Genomic DNA, 18,971 nt, shown 5'->3' with positions numbered 1-18,971 from the left:
ATATTAAATTATCAAGTCACTCCTAACGGGGTGGCTTTTTATTATGGAGGTAAACTATGAATTTTATATTAAGACTAAAAAATAAAGCAACACTTACAGCTATTGTGGGTGCGATTTTACTATTCATTAAGCAAATAACGGAAGCGTTTGGCATTGATTTATCTGCACAGATTGAACAAATTAGTGGCTTAGTGGGTGCAGTAATTACATTGTTAGTCGGTTTAGGTGTTGTTGTAGATCCTACAAGTAAGGGCGTAAAAGACAGCGGCATTGCAAAAACTTACGCTAAACCACGCGATGAAAATGAAAATCCAGTGGAGTATCAGAAAGTGGCTAGTGATGAAAAAGTCACACCAGAACGAAAAGAATTAACACCTACAGAATTTGATACATCTGAACCATTTACCGATGATACCGACGAAGTAGAATTTGATGTTGCAGATTATGAATATGATGAAGAATTGCCACGTGGCGCTAGTCGTTACCACGATGATGAAGTATTAAAGGAGAGTGAAGAAGATGGTCGCTAAATTAACAAAAAAAGAAGCTGTTGCTTATGTTAAATCACAAGAAGGAAAAGGGTACGATTTTGATAATTATGCAGGATGGCAATGTTTCGACAGTGTCAACTACTATTGGTATCAACTATTCGGTCACGGCTTAAAAGGTGCAGGTGCTGCAGACATACCGAATGTAAACGACTTTACCAATGAAGCTAAAGTTTATCAAAACACGCCATCGTTTTTAGCCAAACCTGGTGACGTTGTCGTTTGGAACCGTAACTATGGTGGAGGATACGGACATGTAGCAGTTGTTATTTCTGCCACATTAAACAGTTTTGTTGTAATCGAGCAGAATTGGCTAGGGGGTGGATTGAATAAAACTGAAGTAGCTACTAAAAGAACTAAAAGTTACGACAATCCTATGTGGTTTATCAGACCGTATTATAAATCAGAGAGCGCGAAAAAAGTTTCTGCACAATCTGCTACTAAAAATACTACTAAGAAGAAAACAACGGCTAAAAAGAAAATGAAGAAATTAACTTATATTCGAGATGAAGTGAAAGGTTATCGTTTACCTAATCGTGGATATAAACCAACTTCAATAACGTTACACAATGATGCAGGTAGCGTAGGAGCTACTGCAGAGGCATATCATCGTGGATTAGTTAATGCCCCTCTATCTCGTTTAGAGGCTGGTGTAGCGCATTCTTATATTAGTGGAAATACAGTATACCAAGCATTACCAGAAGGGCGTATAGCGTGGCATACAGCTAATCAGAACGGTAATAAAAATTCATATGGTATTGAAATATGTCAATCTATTGGTGCAAGTGATAAAGTATTTCTTGCCAATGAGCAGGCAGCGTTCCAAGAAGCTGCGAGATTATTAAACAAATGGGGATTAAAAGCTAATCGTAATACAGTGAGACTTCATATGGAATTTTCACAAACTAGCTGTCCACATCGATCTATGAAATTGCATACTGGATTTGATCCAGTAACACAAGGTGTGCCTTCACAAGCAATTAAACTTAAACTTAAAGACTATTTCATTAAGCAAATTAGAGCTTACCAAGCAGGCAAAGTACCTACAGCATCCGTTGCTAAAGGTACAAGTTCTGCAAGTAATACTAAGTCAACTGTAGCTGGTGCATGGAAACGTAACAGTTATGGTACATGGTATATGAGCGAGAAGGCAGTATTCACAAACGGTAACTCTCCAATCGCAGTTCGTACTGTTGGTCCATTTAGAAGTTGTCCGTATGCTTATGACTTTCAACCTGGAGGATATACTCCACCATACAAAGAAGTAATGCTGCAAGATGGCCATGTTTGGATTTCATATGATTGGAACGGTAAAACTTACTATCTTCCTATTAGAACGTGGAATGGTGTAGCTCCACCTAATCATGGTGTAGGTCCATTATGGGGAACAATTTCATAAAGTGTGGTATAATGTAGATACCACGTAATCATACTAGGGTAGGCATATAGCGGTGCTTGCCCTGTTTTTTATGTTATAATTTATTTACATGTATAATGCCTTTTCCAAATAGTTTTTATATCCACCACCCACACATGTCACTGGGTGGTTATTTTTTACATAAATAAACCCACCAATTAAGGTGGGTATTTTTAATTTATTGATACCACTTTTGATACCATTTTGTATTAATTTTTATGATTTTCAATATTTTTCAAATTTAAAATGGCTCTATATCAACCTTTTTGAGTTGCAATATTTCACTGATACCACCTTTACAATACCGATGGAAGACATGGCCTATACTAATATTGCGCATAGTGTATTAGGCCACTTTAAATAAATGCCGAGAACATGGCTTGTCTTTATAGTCAATGAAATCTTTGAATAAACGATTTATATTGGAATGAGTATATGAAATCAATGATTAAAGTTGATTTTCTAACTCATTCCTTTTTTTATTTTTTAAAATAATAAAAATTTTAGGTTTTCTATTGTACAAATTTTATAATCATTATATAATTCAATGGTAATGATAATCATTTTCAATGGAGGAGACTTATGAAAAAATTAATATTTCCAATAATTATAATGGTTCTAATATTAGCAGCTTGCGGCAAAAAATCTGAAAGCGGCTCAGATAGTAACAAAGAAGACACAAAAGCTTATACATTAGATAGCGGAAAGAAAATTGATATACCTAAAAATCCTGAACGTATTGCAGTTGTTGCACCTACATACGCAGGCGGAATAAAATATTTAGGAGGTAAAATTGTAGCTGTCAATGAGCAAGTCGATAACAGTCATATTTTAAAAGATAAATTTAAAGATGTTGAAAAAGTTGGAGAAAATGATGTTGAAAAAGTTGCAAAAACAAAACCAGATTTGATCGTAGCTTACTCTACAGATAAAAACATTAAAAAGTATAAGAAAATTGCACCGACTGTTGTTTACGATTATGGTAAACATAAATATTTAGATCAACAAAGACAATTAGGTAAACTACTTGGAAAAGAAGATAAAGTAAAAAAATGGGAAGAAAAATGGAAATCACAAACTGAAAAAGATGGTGAAGCAATCAAAGCGAAAATTGGTGAAGATACAACAGTGTCAATTTTTGATGAATTTGATAAAAAACTTTACACTTACGGACCTAACTGGGGACGTGGAGGAGAAGTTATGTACCAAGCATTTGGATTAAAGATGCCTAACAAACTCAATGAGTTAGTTAAAAAAGAAGGCTGGGCTGAAATTAAACAAGAAAAACTAGCGGATTATGCTGGCGATTATATCGTTTCCACGAGTGAGGGTAAATCAAAACCAGGTTATAAAAAAACTGATCTATGGAACAACTTATCTGCAGTTAAAAATAATCATGTTATAGAAGTGCAAGCAGAAACTTATTGGTACAACGACCCTTATACATTGGAGTATATGAGAAAAGATTTGAAAGAGAAATTTTTAAAAACGAATTCATAATCTATTATTTACAGTAGTATTTTAGAGATTTAAATAAATATCACTAAAATAAAACATGAGCGTGTGACAAAGCAAAGATGTCTCAAGCTCATGTTTTTTTGTTTAGAAAAAGATTATAAATTTAAATTGTAAACTTTTTATTTTTAACAGTTTACATTTGTGGTATAATTTTTTCATCGAAGGAGGTTTGATGATGTCAACGAAATATTTAGTTTATACTGCTTTAATGACTGCTATTATTGCAGTTTTAGGTTTTGTACCTGCAATACCATTACCCATAATGCCTGTACCAATTGTGTTACAAAATATCGGTATATTTCTAGCTGCCATTTTATTAGGTCGTAAATATGGCACATTGAGTGTCGTTGTTTTATTACTTTTAGTTGTTGCTGGATTACCATTGTTATCAGGTGGCCGTGGTGGTATTGGTGTTTTTGCAGGACCATCAGCAGGTTTTTTATTTATGTACCCTGTTATTACATATCTTATTGGTCTTGTAAGAGACTTATATTTGAAAAAGATCAACTTTATTGTATTATTAATAACAACTGTATTGATAGGTGTCGTTTTGTTAGATGTTGTGGGTACGATTATAATGGGACTTATTACAAATTTGCCAATTTCTAAATCAATCATGTTATCTTTTGTCTTTATGCCAGGAGATGTTATTAAAGCGCTAATTGCTAGTTTAATAGGCAATATCATGTTAAACCATAGTCGATTCAAGCAATTACTTAAGTAGAATTAATTGAGACAAAGAGGAGGAGAAATGATGGTGAACATAACTTTGAGTAATATTTTCCAACCTGGGAATGTTTACGTTGAAGATGCATATAAAACTATTTATTTAACTCCTCAAATGCCTTTAATATTTGATGCAAATAAATGGGTGTATAAACAAATGCCTTCAATTCAACAATGGAAAGCGGATATAGCTACACAAACTGATTTTCATAAGCAACAAAACTCTAATCATTTAACTTTTACTTTTCCGGAAAACGTAGCATTAGACCAACAATGGTTAGGATTAATTAGCCAAGAGCAATTTGAATTAGGACTCATGGAGTTATATGCGATTGAACCTCAAAAATTCAAAAAGTATATAGACTCTGAAGTAGAAGTTAAAGTAGTGGATGCGCATACTATAGATGATTATATTAGTGTTCATAGTCAATTTGCAGCACCATATGGTGAGGGGTATGTTAAAGAAAGTACAAATATGATTAAAAATCAATATATTAATGATGCTAAAACACGTCTTATAGCATATAGGCAGGGTGTTCCAGCTGGTATATTAGATTTGATCATAGATGAGACAACTGTGGAAATTGATGGATTTGGTGTTTTAACATGCCATCAAAGACAAGGCGTCGGTAGTGTGATGCAAAGTTTTGCTGCAGAATTAGCCATGCCCAAACCATTGATTTTGATCGCCGATGGAGAAGATAGTGCTAAAGATATGTACGTGAAGCAAGGTTATGTTTTTATCAGTTTTTGTTATCACATTGTAAAAGAAGATATTTGAAAAAGCCTCATTTTTACTTTAATTAAAAAATATGCTCGCAACGTGAGCGTACTATACTGTCGACAAAGCCATTAACTTTGTCGACATTTTTTTATGCATATTTTCTGAAGGTACTGTTTTATGGTGTAATATTTGGCTGATGTTTTTTGTAAGTAATAGCGTTAACCCACATCCAACATTAAATACATTATTAATTTTGAATGAGTGTAGATACTTTTATCAAAGCGCATCATTTAATAGATAAAAAAAACAAACCTCAGGTGAATCATCACTTAAGATTTGTCTTTAATTTGGTATTTTTATGATGTAAAGGGCGTTTAACACATTATGATATTATGCGCTCTGGATGGCTATAAACATTAAAATTACCATCCCGAATAAAACCAATTGCTGTAATATTTAAATCATTGGCAAGTGTTACAGCTAATGTGGTTGGTGCGGATTTAGATAAAATCACACCAACGCCAATTTTCGCAGCTTTAATAAGGATTTCGGAAGATATACGCCCACTAAATATTAATACTTTATCTCGCACAGGTATATGATGTTGTATGCAATAACCATAAAGTTTATCTAAGGCATTATGTCTACCTATATCTTGTCTATGTTCAAAAAATGCCTCTCCATCACTGATGGCAGCATTATGCAATCCACCAGTTTGTTTGAAAATTTTACTTGCACTTTGTAAACGTGTCATCATGTTAAGGACTTGGTGAGGGGTGAGTTTAATTTTAGACATTGATGTTTTAGCTATTGCAGCATCATTGTGGAAATAAAATTCACGACTCTTACCACAGCAAGATGCAATCATCCGTTTAGTAGAATATTCAAACCGGTCATTAAGTGATTTGGTTAATTCGACATGTGCAAAGCCTTTACTATCATCAATTTGGATTGATTTCAAATCATCACTTTTTAAAATAGCACCTTCTGAAGCTAAAAAACCTAGTACTAATTCTTTCATATGATTTGGACTGCAAATGACCGTTGCAAATTCTTCACCATTGACCATAATCGTCAGTGGGAATTCTGTGACATAGTGATCTGTTGTTTCAATAAGTTTACCTTCTTCATATCTAACAATATGTTGGTTTGTTAAAACATCTTCGTTCATAGTATTTATCCCCCAGTTCCTATTCACTATCTATTTTAGCGTATTTTTTGTTGCAAAAAAATAAATTGCATTTATATCCAAAAGCTTAACTGCAATATTTGTTTGATATATACCAAACTTAGAAGTAAACTTATAGTAAACACAATAGTGAGAGGTGATCCGGCAAATGGCTAGTATAAGAGATATTGCGAAAGAAGCAAGGGTGAGTCCAGGAACGGTTTCCCGCGTATTAAATAATGATCCCACCTTATCTGTCTCGGAAGAAACGAGAAAAAGAATATACGACATAGCAGAAAATTTTCAATATAAAAAAGCTGAAAGAAAAAATAAAAGCATACAAATTATTACTTATGCATCAAGAGCCAAAGAAATGTCTGATCCGTATTATCGTGAGATTAGATTAGCTATTGAAGCAGAAGTAAAACGTTTAAATCTATCATTAAAAAGAACACTTCGCATTGATGGAGAACATGATGCGATTGACTTTACTAAAATAGCCAAAGCTGGCGCAATTATTGTTGTAGGTAATTTTGCTGCAGAAGCTATTCTAGAATTGCAGAGTTACAATCAGAATATTGTGGTTATTAATAACCCTAACACGCCTAAATCAGTTGATGCAGTGTATTCGGATTTATATGATGCAATGACTCAACTATTAGATGATATAGATCATTCAGAATTAAACGATATTGTTTACGTAGGTGGTACTCATACAATAAAAAACCTTGCAGGCATGCCAACACTAAATAATCAAAATTTTGAAGATAAACGGTATATCGCATTCAATGATTGGTGTAATAAGCACCAAAGAAAAGGTAAAGTATTAATGAATGGTTGGCATAAAGAAGATGGTATAAATGCAGTAAACGAAGTATTACAAAATCAACATCTACCTCAAGTTTTTATCGCAGGTAACGATATGATCGCTTTAGGCATATTGCAACAACTACAACTAAAAAAATACACTTTACCTGATGATATCAAATTGATAAGTTTTAACGATTTGGAAGTGATTCAGTATGCGGTTCCTTCTATAAGTAGCGTACATATACCGATAGACGACTTCGGAAAAATAGCAGTAAGAATGGCAGAAGAGAGAATAAATAAAACAAGGAAAATTGCTATTCATGTAATTGCAGAAGCACAACTGAAAGAAAGGATGACTTTTAAAGTTAATAAGTGAAGTGTATTGACAAAACATTTAGTAAACAAGTAAACTTTATTTAAGTTTACTAAGGGGTTTGATTTTTGTGTATATCGATTTTTAAAGGAGTGGGACGTTATGTTAGAAGCTATGCGCGAGAAATTCGAAAGTTTATTTGACGTGAAGCCTGAAGTGAGTGCATTTGCACCAGGAAGAATTAACTTAATAGGAGAACATACTGATTATAATGGGGGATATGTGTTTCCAGCAGCAATTGAATTAGGTACGTATGGTTTAGCAGTTAAACGAAAAGATAAATTGGTTCGCCTATATTCTAATAATTTTGAAACGGTTGGTATGATTTCCTTCGACTTAGAACATTTAGATTTTCATAAAGAGCATGATTGGGCGAATTATCCGAAAGGTGTTATTAAATATTTAGTAGAAGCTTTTTCAGAAATTAATCAAGGCTTTGATATTTTGGTAGAAGGTAATATTCCAAACGGCGCGAGCCTTTCATCTTCTGCATCAATCGAATTACTAACTGGTTGGTTGGTAAAGCAGTTATTTAACTTGAATTTAGAGAGATTAGAACTTATTAAGATAGGGCAACGTACTGAAAATCAATTTATGGGTGTCAACTCAGGGATTATGGATCAATTCATTATAGGTATGGGGAAAGCAGAACATGCCATATTACTAGATACTGCAACGTTAGATTATGAATATGTACCTGCTAAGTTTGGAGACTATGTCATATCCATCATGAATACCAATAAACGTCGCTCATTAACTGAAAGTAAATATAATGAACGGAGAAGTGAATGTGAATCTGCACTGTCATCATTACAACAAAAATTAAATATTGAGTCTTTAGGTGAATTAACAAGTGAACAATTTGAAAAACATCAAATGCTTATTAAAGATGATGTGAAACGCAAAAGAGCAAAACACGCTGTTTCAGAAAATGAACGTACGAAACTTGCTTATCAAGCATTATCTGTTAATGATTTTGAAAAATTTGGCCATTTATTAAATGATTCGCACGCCTCATTAAAAGATGATTATGAAGTAACAGGTATTGAGCTTGATACATTGGCGGAAACTGCGCAACAAGTGGAAGGCGTACTCGGTGCAAGAATGACTGGTGCTGGCTTTGCAGGATGTGCAATTGCTTTAGTGCACAAAAATCAAATTCAAGCACTAGAAGATGAAGTCTCAAATAAATATATAGAAAAAATCGGCTATGAGCCATCGTTTTATCATGTGGGCATTAGTGATGGTGTAAAAACAATTTAAAATAAATTTGAAAAAGAAAGGATTTTTCCATGAGCGTATTAGTATTAGGTGGCGCAGGTTATATTGGAAGCCATGCCGTAGACCAATTAATTCATAGAGGCTATGATGTTGTAGTTGTAGATAATTTAGGCACTGGACATAAAGCAGCAATACACAATAAAGCGAAATTTTACGAAGGTGATATTCGTGATAAAGCATTTTTAGAAAATGTATTTAATAGTGAAAATATTGAAGGTGTATTTCATTTTTGCGCATACTCATTAGTTGGTGAATCTGTAGAGAAACCATTAACATATTTTAATAATAATGTTAATGGTCTACAAGTATTGTTAGAAATGATGTATGACCATGATGTCATGCATATTGTTTTCTCATCAACAGCAGCTGTATATGGTGAACCTGACTCTGTGCCAATTACAGAAAATGATTCTAAAACACCAACAAGTCCTTATGGTGAAAGTAAATTAATGATGGAAAAAATGATGCATTGGTGTCATGAAGCATATGGTGTGAATTTTGCTGCACTCCGATACTTTAATGTTGCAGGCGCTAAAGAACACGGCATAATAGGGGAAGATCATAGACCTGAAACACATTTAATCCCAATTGTATTACAAGTAGCGTTAGGGCAAAGAGATGAACTAACTGTTTTTGGTGATGATTATGATACGGAAGATGGCTCTTGCATACGAGATTATTTACATGTCGTTGATTTAATAGATGCGCATATTTTAGCGTTTCAACATTTAAAAAATGGTGGAGAATCAGGTGCGTTTAACTTAGGTAGTAGCCAAGGTTATTCAGTGTTTGAAATTTTAGAAGCAGCAAGAAAAGTCACAGGTAAAACAATAAACGCAGTTGTTGGTGAAAGAAGAGCTGGAGATCCTAGCAAATTAATTGCATCAAGTAATAAAGCACAGGAAGTATTAGGATGGAAACCTAAACATGATGATATACACGATATTATTGGTTCTGCTTGGCAATGGCATGAAAAGCACCCCAACGGGTATCAGGAGGTATAATGGATGTTATTGAATCACTACGCTGTCCAACTATTTGTATCTCACGCTATAGCACATGGAGATTATGAAGTGGAAGATGCCATTTATATTCAAAATAGATTGCTGAGTATTTTAAATGCTTCAGGCATAGAGGACACAACATCTTCCAAATTTAATTCTGAGACTACAGCGCTTGAGATAACGCAATATTGGATTCAAGAAGCAATCAATGCGAAATGTATAGATGACGCTTTATATAGCAAAGAAATCATTGAAGCACAAATATTAGATTTAATCACACCACGACCATCTGTACTGAACCATAAGTTTTATGAATTATATCAACAGAGTCCAAAGAAAGCGACAGACTATTTTTATAACATAACCAAACGCAATCATTATGTGAAAGAAGATGCAATTGCGCATAATATAAATTTCAACACAGCAAGTGAGTATGGTGATATGGAAATAACAATCAATTTATCCAAACCAGAAAAAGATGCTAAACAAATTGCCAAAGCGAAAGAAGCGCCTGCAACAGATTATCCTAAATGTGCACTATGCATGGAAAATGAAGGTTTTAAAGGGTCTGTAATACAAGCAGCGAGAACAAATCACCGTATCATCAGATTGAACTTAGGACAAGAACAATGGGGATTTCAATATTCTCCATATGCCTATTTCAAAGAACATAGTATTGTGTTATCTCAATCACATGTTCCTATGAAGATAGATAAGCAAACATTTGTACAACTGTTGGATTTTGTAGATAAATTTCCGCATTATTTTATTGGTTCAAATGCAGATATTCCGCTTGTTGGCGGTTCAATATTGACACACAATCATTATCAATCGGGTAGACACACATTTCCGATGGATAATGCTAAGGAAATGAACAATTTTAACTTAAAACAATTTTCAACAGTAACGGCTTCTACATTGTATTGGCCTATGAGTGTTATTCGTTTGAAAAGCGAAGATAAAAATGATTTGGTGGCAGCGGCAGAATTTATTAGAAAAGCATGGAATAGTTATTCAGATGAAACTGTAGATATAAGAGCATACAGTAAAAATGGTGAGCGTCATCATACTGTAACGCCGATTGCCCGTTATAGGGAACAACAATATGAACTTGATATTGTTTTAAGAGACAATCAAACATCGGAACAATATCCAGATGGTATATTTCATCCCCATCAAGACGTTCAACATATCAAGAAAGAAAACATTGGATTAATAGAAGTAATGGGGACTGCCATTTTGCCTGGTAGATTAAAACAAGAATTACAACAGGTTAAAGCATTTTTATTAGGTGAACAACAACAAGTGCCAAGCATACATCAACCATGGGCAGAAGACATGACACAACGATATGATATTCATGAGAAAAGCGTAAATGAAATTATTGAAAAAGAACTTGGTTTCAAATTCAAACGTGTACTTGAAGACGCAGGTGTATTTAAAAACACATCACAAGGCCAAAGTGCATTTAAAACATTTATAGCATCGTTACAATAAATATTTTGAAAATTGAGCTATACGAAGTACCTTTTACTTTTGTATACGCTCTTTTTTTTTGAAATAAATAGGCATATAATTATATGAAAAAGGAGACAATCAAATGAAAAACACTTGGAAATTTTTAATGATTGCAACGATTATGGCATGTATATTAATAACTGGATGCTCTAATAGCGATAAGAAGCAGAGCGAAAAAGATGCTAGCACTCAGGATGATCATAAGAAAGAAATACATATTTCAGCTGCAGCAAGTTTAACAGATGTCACTAAAGATTTAGAACGAGCATTTAACAAAAAACATAAAAATGCTAAAATCACCTTTAATTATGGTGGGTCAGGCGCATTGAGACAACAAATAGAAAAAGGGGCACCTGTAGATGTATTTATGTCTGCAAATACAAAAGATGTAGATGCTTTAGGTAAGCAAGCTCAAAATAAATATGAATACGCACAAAATGACTTAGTGCTTATAGGTGAAACTAATAGTACATATAAGAATGTGTCTGATTTAAAACAAGGTGAAAAATTAGCTATCGGCGAGACTAAATCTGTGCCTGCAGGGAAATATGCTGAGCAATACTTAAAAGATCATCAATTGTATGATGATGTTAAACCGCATTTAGTTTTTGCAAAAGACGTGCGACAAGTATTAAATTATGTTGAAAAAGGTAATGCTCAATTAGGTTATGTTTATAAAACAGATTTATATCAAAGTCAAAAAAATGGTGATAGTAACGTAAAAGAAATTCAAACCGCTAAATTAAAACAGCCAATCACATATAAGTCAGCGACAGTTTCAGATAAAAAATTAGCAACAGCGTGGATTGAATTTTTAAAAACAGATGAAGCGCAAGAAATTTTAAAAAAATATAAATTTAAAGTATAGGGGGTAGCAGAAATGCCAGATGTCACGCCGTTTTGGATATCATTAAGGGTTGCAATTATCAGTACGATTATCGTTACGATACTAGGTGTTTTTATATCAAGATGGTTGTATAAGCGTCGTGGCTTTATAACGAGACTTTTAGAAAGTTTCATTGTCTTACCAATTGTGTTACCACCGACAGTGATGGGTTTTATTTTACTGATTGTATTTTCACCACATAGTGTGGTTGGAAGATTTTTTAGCGATGTATTACATTTGCCAGTTGTATTTACTTTAACTGGTGCCATAATAGCCTCCATCATTGTCAGCTTTCCACTGATGTATCAGCATACTGTACAAGGATTTAGGAGTATAGATCCTAAAATGTTGAATACTGCAAGAACGATGGGTGCAAGTGAAAATAAAATTTTTATGAAATTAGTTTTACCGTTATCTAAGCGCTCAATACTTGCTGGTGTAATGATGAGTTTTGCACGGGCAATTGGAGAATTTGGTGCTACGTTAATGGTAGCAGGTTATATTCCTAATAAAACCAACACGTTACCTTTAGAAATATATTTTTTAGTAGAGCAGGGAAAAGAGAATCAAGCATGGTTATGGGTGATTGTATTAGTTGCATTTGCTATCACTGTAATTGGTACAATCAATCTATTGAATAAAGATGGTTATCGGGAGGATCGTTAATGCTTAATATATCTTTGAATCATCTTTTAAATAGTACACAATTACATGTAAAAATAGATGATACTACACCTAAAATTTATGCCATTAAAGGACCTTCAGGTATAGGTAAAACAACAATTTTAAATATGCTTGCTGGTCTACAGCAACCAGATCAAGCGTATATACAGATTAACGACCATATATTGACAGATACTACTTCAAATGTTGATGTAAAAATTCAAAAACGCAATATCGGTTATTTATTTCAAGATTATCAATTATTTCCAAATATGACTGTGTTTCAAAACATCACTTTTATGACACAGTATTCACAGCATATAGACAATTTGATGAATCAATTAAACATTGTTCACTTAAAGGATAAATTTCCAATACGCTTATCTGGTGGTGAATCCCAACGTGTTGCATTAGCTAGAACATTAAGTACTAAACCAGACTTGATGTTACTAGATGAGCCGTTTTCTAGTTTAGATGATACAACAAAAGCAGAAAGTATTTTGTTAGTAAAACGAATCTTTAAATTATGGAATATACCTATTATTTTTGTTACTCATTCTCAATATGAAGCAGAAGTCCTGGCACATGAAATTATTAATATTGGGTGATATGCAACTATAATTTATGAGAGGTTGCGTAAGATTTATAATCACATTTATAAATAAGTAGGGGGTGATCCAATGATAATCGAATGTTTAGGAACTTCTGGGGGTGTACCAACACTTTATCAATCAGTTTCACAGCATAAAGATGCACAAAAACGAACAGGGCCTGGTATCTTCATTCATGATTTACAATTACTAATCGACACTTCGGAAGATATATTTCAACAACTAAGACAATCAAAAATTTATGATATAAAATATGGCATTTATTCTCATTGGCATCCAGATCACACGATGGGGATGAGGATATGGGAAACACTCAATTTTGATTTTATTCACAAAGTACCTAAGTCCAAAACGACAACGGTTTATATTACAACTCAAGAAGTGGAAGATTTTAAAGCATATTTTGCGCGTTGGGAATATGTTCAATATTTAGAATCATTAGGCGTAATTAACCTAGTAATTGTTGACAATGATGCAGAAATTAGTTTTGAAGACACAACGGTAGAGTGGATTCAATTAGCAGAGCAATTCGCGTTTGGTTTTTATTTAACTACAAATACCAAACGTATACTTATTATTCCAGATGAAATTAAAGGCTTTCGACCAACGGAGAAGTTGAAAAATGTTGATGTTGCTATTTTACCTTTTGGTAGCAATGAAGTTAATCCTATAACTCATGAACGTATTCATCCAGAAGGTATGTTAAATGCTTTAGGAGAGGTTACATTTGATGAATGTGTGACTATTGCTAAAACTATTAATGCTAAGCATACATATTTTACTCATATTGAAGCTACTGAAAGTTTAACGAAGGCACAAATTAAACAATTAGAAGAGCGATTAGAAGAAGATGGCTTAAAATCAACCATTGCATTTGATGGATTGAAAATTCAAATTTAAATAATGATTAGTGATTTTAATACCAAAAATCAAAGTATCAGTAATCACCATAAATGTATCATTATATCTTTTGAAACTGTTTTGCGATAAAGAGTAGGACTATGAAATCAATATCTAGTTTTGATTTTGTACCTACTCTTTTATTTTGCCTTTTAGGTAATATGAATAAAAGTGGTGTACATGATTTTTGATTAATGAATTCAAACCGTTGTTACAGAGAACGCCAAGATTTATAATGAAAATAATGACGCAAAGTGAGGGATTTCATAGTGAATGAAGAACGTTATTCAAGGCAAATGCTATTTAAGCATATAGGCACATCTGGGCAAGAGAAAATTATGAATGCACATGTGCTAATTATAGGTATGGGTGCTTTAGGAACACACCTTGCGGAAGGACTTGTGAGAGCTGGTGTAGGTGAGTTGACGATTGTCGATAGAGACTATATTGAATTTAGTAACTTGCAGCGCCAGACGATGTATACAGAAATGGATGCAGTAGATAAGTTACCTAAAGTAATCGCAGCAGAACGAAATCTAATGGCAATACGTCAAAATCTGAACTTGCACATACACATTGCACATGTTGATCGATTATTCCTAGAAACATATGCGCAAGATGTTGAACTTATACTAGATGCTACAGATAATTTTGAAACAAGACAATTGATTAATGATTTTGCTTATAAAAATACCATACCATGGATTTACGGTGGCGTCGTACAGAGTACTTATGTGGAAGCAACATTTATACCTAAACAAACACCATGTTTTAACTGTTTAGTTCCACAGTTACCTGCAATTAATATGACTTGTGATACAGTAGGTGTTATTCAGCCAGCAGTCACTATGACGACCAGTTTACAATTAAGAGATGCATTAAAAATATTAACTGGCGCAACAATAGCGACTAAAGTTACTTACGGTGATATTTGGGAAGGTACACACTTTACATTTGGCTTTAGTAAACTGCATGATAGTGCTTGTACAACTTGTGGTACACAACCGACATATCCTTATCTCAATACAACACAAAGACAATTTGCAAGTTTATGTGGCAGAGATACTGTTCAATATGAAAACCCAGAAATTTCCCAGGAAATGTTAGAAGCATTTTTACAACAACAAGAAATACCATATCAACGTAATCCTTACATGTTACATTTTGAATACAAAAAACATAGAATTGTTAGCTTTAAAGGCGGGAGATTATTAATTCATGGGATGACTCATCCACAACAAGCGATAACGTTGATCAACCAATTATTCGGCTAAGGAGGTTTAATATGCATACAAATGTAAAGCTTGATAGAAATATTAGATGTGCAGTATTAACTGTTTCTGATACAAGAGATTATGAAACCGATAAAGGTGGTAAATTAGTTAAAGAGTTACTTTCAACATTAAACGTTACGATTACAGAATCACATTATAAAATTGTTAAAGATGAACAAACTGTAATTACTGAGCAATTAAAGCATTGGCTAGCAGAGGATATTGATGTCATTATCACCACAGGAGGTACTGGTATAGCACAAAGAGATGTAACGATAGAAGCTGTTTCCAGTTTGATTACGAAGGAAATTGAAGGATTTGGAGAATTATTTAGATATCTAAGTTATACAGAAGATGTTGGGACTCGTGCGTTGTTATCTCGAGCAATTGCTGGCACGGTAAATAATAAATTGATTTTCAGTATACCAGGCTCTACTGGTGCAGTTAAATTAGCATTAAATAAGCTCATTAAACCAGAATTGAATCATTTAGTGCAAGAGATTACAAAATAAATTAGAGCCCAACATTTTAAGTTTGTTGGACTCTATTTCTTACATATTAATATTTATGACAACTATCTTTGATAGTCACCAGATTTACCGCCTGTTTTAGAGAGTAGATAAGTTTCTCCAATGACCATGCCTTTATCTAACGCTTTTGTCATATCATAAACTGTAAGTGCTACAGCTGAAGCGGCAGTGAGCGCTTCCATCTCCACACCAGTTTTTCCAGTTGTAGAGACCGTTGCCTGTATATTTAAAGTGTATGCTTGTGTTTTTTCTTGCCAATCAAATGTAATATCTATACCAGTTAAAGGTAATGGATGACACATTGGTATAATATCAGATGTGTTTTTTGCAGCCATAATACCAGCAATTTGAGCAGTATTAAGCACATTCCCTTTTTGGTTAGTATGATCAACGATTTGTTTATAAATCGCTGGATTTACCGTAATACTAGAATGCGCAGTAGCTGAGCGTTTTGTTGTGTTTTTGTCAGAGACGTCTACCATTTTCGCATTTCCTTGTTTGTTTATATGGGTGAATTCAGTCAAAGTATCCCTCCTAATCGTGTTCTAGTATATCATGAAATTATTAATTATAAGGAGTAGATTTACGATGCCTGTAGAGAAAAGAAATCCGATTCCAGTGAATGAAGCAATTCAACGTGTGGTAAAGCAAAATATTTTTACGAATAGAATCACTTTACCTTTAGCAGAAAGTTTAAACTATATTTTAGCTGAAGACATTGTAGCAACTCATGAGATACCAAGGTTTGATAAATCACCATATGATGGTTTTGCATTAAGAAGTATTGATACAAAAGAGGCGAGCGGTGACAATCGCATTAAATTTAAAGTCATTGACCACATTGGAGCGGGATCAGTTTCAACTAAAAAAGTTGGAGCATTTGAAGCTGTAAGAATTATGACAGGTGCACAAATACCTGAAGGCGCCGATGCTGTAGTTATGCTTGAACAAACTGTCGAAGGTGAACATGATTTTACAATAAGAAAAACTTTTAGCGAAAATGAGAATGTTTCGTTAAAGGGTGAAGAAACCAAAGTTGACGATATTGTATTAGAAAAAGGACAAAGTGTTAATCCAGGTGCAATCGCTGTTTTGGCAACATATGGCTATACAGAAGTTCCAGTTTTTGAAAAACCTAGCGTGGCTGTGATTGCTACAGGAAGTGAATTGTTGGATGTTAGCGACGATTTAGAACCGGGAAAAATTCGTAATTCAAATGGTCCTATGATAACTGCATTAGCAAAAAAGCATCAGTTAGATGTCAATGCATATAAAATTCAACAAGATGATTTAAATAGTAGTATTCAAGTGATGCGTGAAGCAATGGTTGAGCATGATATTGTCATTACAACTGGAGGTGTGTCAGTAGGCGATTTCGATTATTTGCCTCAAATTTATGAAGCGGTCAACGCTAAAGTCTTATTTAATAAAATCGCCATGCGTCCAGGAAGTGTCACTACGGTAGCTATTGCAAATAACAAATATTTATTTGGATTATCAGGTAACCCCTCTGCTTGTTTCACCGGGTTTGAACTCTATGTCAAACCTGCAATACAGCATATGATGGGCGCTAAAGCGATATATCCACAAATTGTGCAGGCCACACTCATGGAAGATTTTAAAAAGCCAAATCCATTTACTAGATTTATTCGAGCAACAGTGACTTTTAATGGTAAAGAGATGACGGTTGTGCCATCAGGATTTAATAAGTCCGGTGCAGTAGTAGCGATTGCGCATAGTAATGCAATGATTGTATTACCTAGTGGTACAAGAGGATATCAAAAAGGCCACACAGTTGATGTCATTTTAACTGAATCACAAGCATATGAAATGGATACGACGCTATGATATTACAAATCGTAGGTTATAAAAACTCGGGAAAAACCACTTTGATGACGCACGCAGTGAAATTTTTAAAATCACATGGCTTTTGTGTAGCAACGGTTAAACACCACGGCCAACATGACTTAAACTTGTCAGATATTGAACTGCAGGCAAATACTGTTGATCACATGAAACATTTTAATGCAGGTGCAGATCAAAGTATTGTTCAAGGACATCATCTGCAACAAACAGTTACACGAACTGAAAAACAAAGGTTGGATGAAATCATTGATAAATCTGTTACAATAGACAGTGACATCATTTTAGTAGAAGGTTTTAAAGAGGCAAATTATGATAAAGTGCTTATATATCGTGATGATGCTGATTACCAAAAGTTAAATAAATTAACAAATATTCAGTATTATATTAACATTGGGCAACCATTAGCATTTCAAAAATTTGAGCAATGGTTATTATCTTTCGTTAACGAAAAGGGAATGGATTAAATGAAACAATTCGAAATTACAAATAAGCCAATAGAAACCGAACAATATCGCCAATATGTGCTCAATGAACATCAAGGTGCTGTTGTTGTTTTCACTGGTCATGTACGTGAGTGGACAAAAGGAGTTAAAACAGAGTATTTAGAGTATGAAGCGTATATACCTATGGCAGAGAAAAAGTTGGCACAAATAGGTGATGAGATTTCAAACAAATGGCCAGGGACAAAAACGGCCATTGTCCATAGAATTGGACCGTTAGCTATTTCTGATATAGCGGTATTGATAAGTGTATCATCGCCACATAGAAAAGATGCTTATCGTGCTAATGAATATGCAATTGAGCGTATTAAAGAGGTAGTGCCCATTTGGAAAAAAGAAATTTGGGAAGATGGTGCTGAATGGCAAGGTCATCAACATGGTAACCATGAGGATGCAGTTGGAGGGAAAAAGTTATGAAAGTTTTATACTTTGCGGAAATAAAAGAAGTTTTGGATAAAAGTTCAGAAGATATTGACTTAAGTTATGATATTACCGTCGATGAATTTGTATCAGATTTGTTTGAGCGTTATCCTAGTATTAATAGCAAAAAGTTTCAAATTGCGATTAATGAAGAATTTGTCAAAGGTGATGATATCGTAAAACCTAATGATACTGTAGCGTTGATACCACCAGTTAGTGGAGGGTAATGGAAAT

The 18,971-nt window shown here is 33.8% G+C and carries 21 protein-coding genes; 19 read left to right on the top strand and 2 right to left on the bottom strand.

The features are described 5' to 3' along the window. Nucleotides 1-56: 56 nt before the first annotated feature. The 5 genes from KA833_RS02815 to KA833_RS02795 all read left to right on the top strand — a co-directional run bounded on the left by KA833_RS02815 (nt 57) and on the right by KA833_RS02795 (nt 4,990). The gene (locus KA833_RS02815) at nt 57-530 is read left to right on the top strand and encodes a phage holin (protein ID WP_210139450.1); all 474 of its coding nucleotides are present in this window, start codon (nt 57-59) and stop codon (nt 528-530) included. After that, nucleotides 520-1,947 (top strand): SH3 domain-containing protein, encoded by a 1,428-nt coding sequence (locus KA833_RS02810; RefSeq protein WP_210139448.1) that lies wholly within the window; start codon nt 520-522, stop codon nt 1,945-1,947. The genes KA833_RS02815 and KA833_RS02810 overlap by 11 nt, the downstream gene beginning before the upstream one ends. A 600-nt stretch (nt 1,948-2,547) precedes the next feature. Then, the gene (locus KA833_RS02805) at nt 2,548-3,465 is read left to right on the top strand and encodes an ABC transporter substrate-binding protein (protein ID WP_046208460.1); all 918 of its coding nucleotides are present in this window, start codon (nt 2,548-2,550) and stop codon (nt 3,463-3,465) included. A 193-nt stretch (nt 3,466-3,658) separates the two neighbouring features. Continuing rightward, the gene (locus KA833_RS02800) at nt 3,659-4,207 is read left to right on the top strand and encodes a biotin transporter BioY (protein WP_046208459.1); all 549 of its coding nucleotides are present in this window, start codon (nt 3,659-3,661) and stop codon (nt 4,205-4,207) included. Nucleotides 4,208-4,237: 30 nt separating this feature from the next. Beyond that, nucleotides 4,238-4,990, top strand: a complete 753-nt coding sequence (locus KA833_RS02795) for a GNAT family N-acetyltransferase (protein ID WP_046208458.1) — start codon at nt 4,238-4,240, stop codon at nt 4,988-4,990. Between the two features lie 325 nt (nt 4,991-5,315). Here the strand turns inward: KA833_RS02795 and fdhD are convergent, their stop codons facing one another. After that, on the bottom strand, nt 5,316-6,104 hold the full coding sequence (fdhD, locus tag KA833_RS02790) for a formate dehydrogenase accessory sulfurtransferase FdhD (protein WP_046208457.1): 789 nt from the start codon (nt 6,102-6,104) through the stop codon (nt 5,316-5,318). Nucleotides 6,105-6,270: 166 nt separating this feature from the next. On the opposite strand from fdhD, the gene KA833_RS02785 reads away from it, so the two are divergent. The 10 genes from KA833_RS02785 to KA833_RS02740 all read left to right on the top strand — a co-directional run bounded on the left by KA833_RS02785 (nt 6,271) and on the right by KA833_RS02740 (nt 15,933). Continuing rightward, nucleotides 6,271-7,287 carry a LacI family DNA-binding transcriptional regulator gene (locus KA833_RS02785; RefSeq protein WP_210128026.1) on the top strand — a complete coding sequence of 339 codons (1,017 nt, stop codon included), beginning with the start codon at nt 6,271-6,273 and terminating at the stop codon, nt 7,285-7,287. A 99-nt stretch (nt 7,288-7,386) separates the two neighbouring features. Beyond that, entirely contained in the window at nt 7,387-8,547 is a 1,161-nt protein-coding gene (locus KA833_RS02780) for a galactokinase (protein WP_210128029.1), read from the top strand. Between the two features lie 29 nt (nt 8,548-8,576). Beyond that, nucleotides 8,577-9,569 carry a UDP-glucose 4-epimerase GalE gene (gene galE, locus KA833_RS02775; RefSeq protein ID WP_210128031.1) on the top strand — a complete coding sequence of 331 codons (993 nt, stop codon included), beginning with the start codon at nt 8,577-8,579 and terminating at the stop codon, nt 9,567-9,569. Between the two features lie 3 nt (nt 9,570-9,572). Further along, nucleotides 9,573-11,066 carry a UDP-glucose--hexose-1-phosphate uridylyltransferase gene (galT, locus tag KA833_RS02770; RefSeq protein ID WP_210128033.1) on the top strand — a complete coding sequence of 498 codons (1,494 nt, stop codon included), beginning with the start codon at nt 9,573-9,575 and terminating at the stop codon, nt 11,064-11,066. A gap of 103 nt (nt 11,067-11,169) precedes the next feature. Continuing rightward, nucleotides 11,170-11,955, top strand: coding sequence for a molybdate ABC transporter substrate-binding protein (modA, locus tag KA833_RS02765; protein ID WP_070657888.1), 786 nt, complete (start codon nt 11,170-11,172; stop codon nt 11,953-11,955). Nucleotides 11,956-11,967: 12 nt separating this feature from the next. Beyond that, nucleotides 11,968-12,639, top strand: a complete 672-nt coding sequence (gene modB / locus KA833_RS02760; protein ID WP_210128035.1) for a molybdate ABC transporter permease subunit — start codon at nt 11,968-11,970, stop codon at nt 12,637-12,639. Then, a complete protein-coding gene (locus KA833_RS02755; protein WP_046208450.1) occupies nt 12,639-13,244 on the top strand; it encodes an ATP-binding cassette domain-containing protein in 606 nt (201 codons plus the stop codon). The genes modB and KA833_RS02755 overlap by 1 nt, the downstream gene beginning before the upstream one ends. 72 nt (nt 13,245-13,316) lie before the next feature. Further along, the gene (locus KA833_RS02750) at nt 13,317-14,147 is read left to right on the top strand and encodes an MBL fold metallo-hydrolase (protein WP_107365250.1); all 831 of its coding nucleotides are present in this window, start codon (nt 13,317-13,319) and stop codon (nt 14,145-14,147) included. Between the two features lie 269 nt (nt 14,148-14,416). Beyond that, complete coding sequence (locus KA833_RS02745; RefSeq protein WP_210128037.1) at nt 14,417-15,421, top strand: ThiF family adenylyltransferase; 1,005 nt, start codon at nt 14,417-14,419, stop codon at nt 15,419-15,421. Between the two features lie 11 nt (nt 15,422-15,432). Beyond that, nucleotides 15,433-15,933 carry a MogA/MoaB family molybdenum cofactor biosynthesis protein gene (locus tag KA833_RS02740; RefSeq protein ID WP_064209372.1) on the top strand — a complete coding sequence of 167 codons (501 nt, stop codon included), beginning with the start codon at nt 15,433-15,435 and terminating at the stop codon, nt 15,931-15,933. 62 nt (nt 15,934-15,995) lie between these two features. Here the strand turns inward: KA833_RS02740 and moaC are convergent, their stop codons facing one another. After that, nucleotides 15,996-16,475: a cyclic pyranopterin monophosphate synthase MoaC gene (moaC, locus tag KA833_RS02735; protein WP_046208446.1), complete on the bottom strand. Its 480-nt coding sequence runs from the start codon at nt 16,473-16,475 to the stop codon at nt 15,996-15,998. Between the two features lie 64 nt (nt 16,476-16,539). On the opposite strand from moaC, the gene KA833_RS02730 reads away from it, so the two are divergent. From KA833_RS02730 to moaD, 4 genes are read left to right on the top strand one after another with little or no spacing between them, the layout of a single operon-like run. Next, nucleotides 16,540-17,799: a molybdopterin molybdotransferase MoeA gene (locus KA833_RS02730; RefSeq protein ID WP_210128039.1), complete on the top strand. Its 1,260-nt coding sequence runs from the start codon at nt 16,540-16,542 to the stop codon at nt 17,797-17,799. After that, nucleotides 17,796-18,281, top strand: coding sequence for a molybdopterin-guanine dinucleotide biosynthesis protein B (gene mobB / locus KA833_RS02725; RefSeq protein ID WP_070037647.1), 486 nt, complete (start codon nt 17,796-17,798; stop codon nt 18,279-18,281). Before KA833_RS02730 ends, mobB begins: the two co-directional genes overlap by 4 nt. Continuing rightward, the gene (locus KA833_RS02720) at nt 18,282-18,734 is read left to right on the top strand and encodes a molybdenum cofactor biosynthesis protein MoaE (protein ID WP_064209375.1); all 453 of its coding nucleotides are present in this window, start codon (nt 18,282-18,284) and stop codon (nt 18,732-18,734) included. Beyond that, entirely contained in the window at nt 18,731-18,964 is a 234-nt protein-coding gene (gene moaD / locus KA833_RS02715) for a molybdopterin converting factor subunit 1 (protein WP_046208442.1), read from the top strand. Before KA833_RS02720 ends, moaD begins: the two co-directional genes overlap by 4 nt. Nucleotides 18,965-18,971 lie beyond the last annotated feature (7 nt).

The organism is Staphylococcus sp. GDY8P67P (assembly GCF_017892545.1).
In the GTDB taxonomy this organism is placed as follows: Bacteria; Bacillota; Bacilli; order Staphylococcales; family Staphylococcaceae; genus Staphylococcus; species Staphylococcus ureilyticus.
The sequence above is the reverse complement of the archived record's forward strand: the minus strand, read 5'-3'. Positions and strand labels throughout refer to the sequence as shown.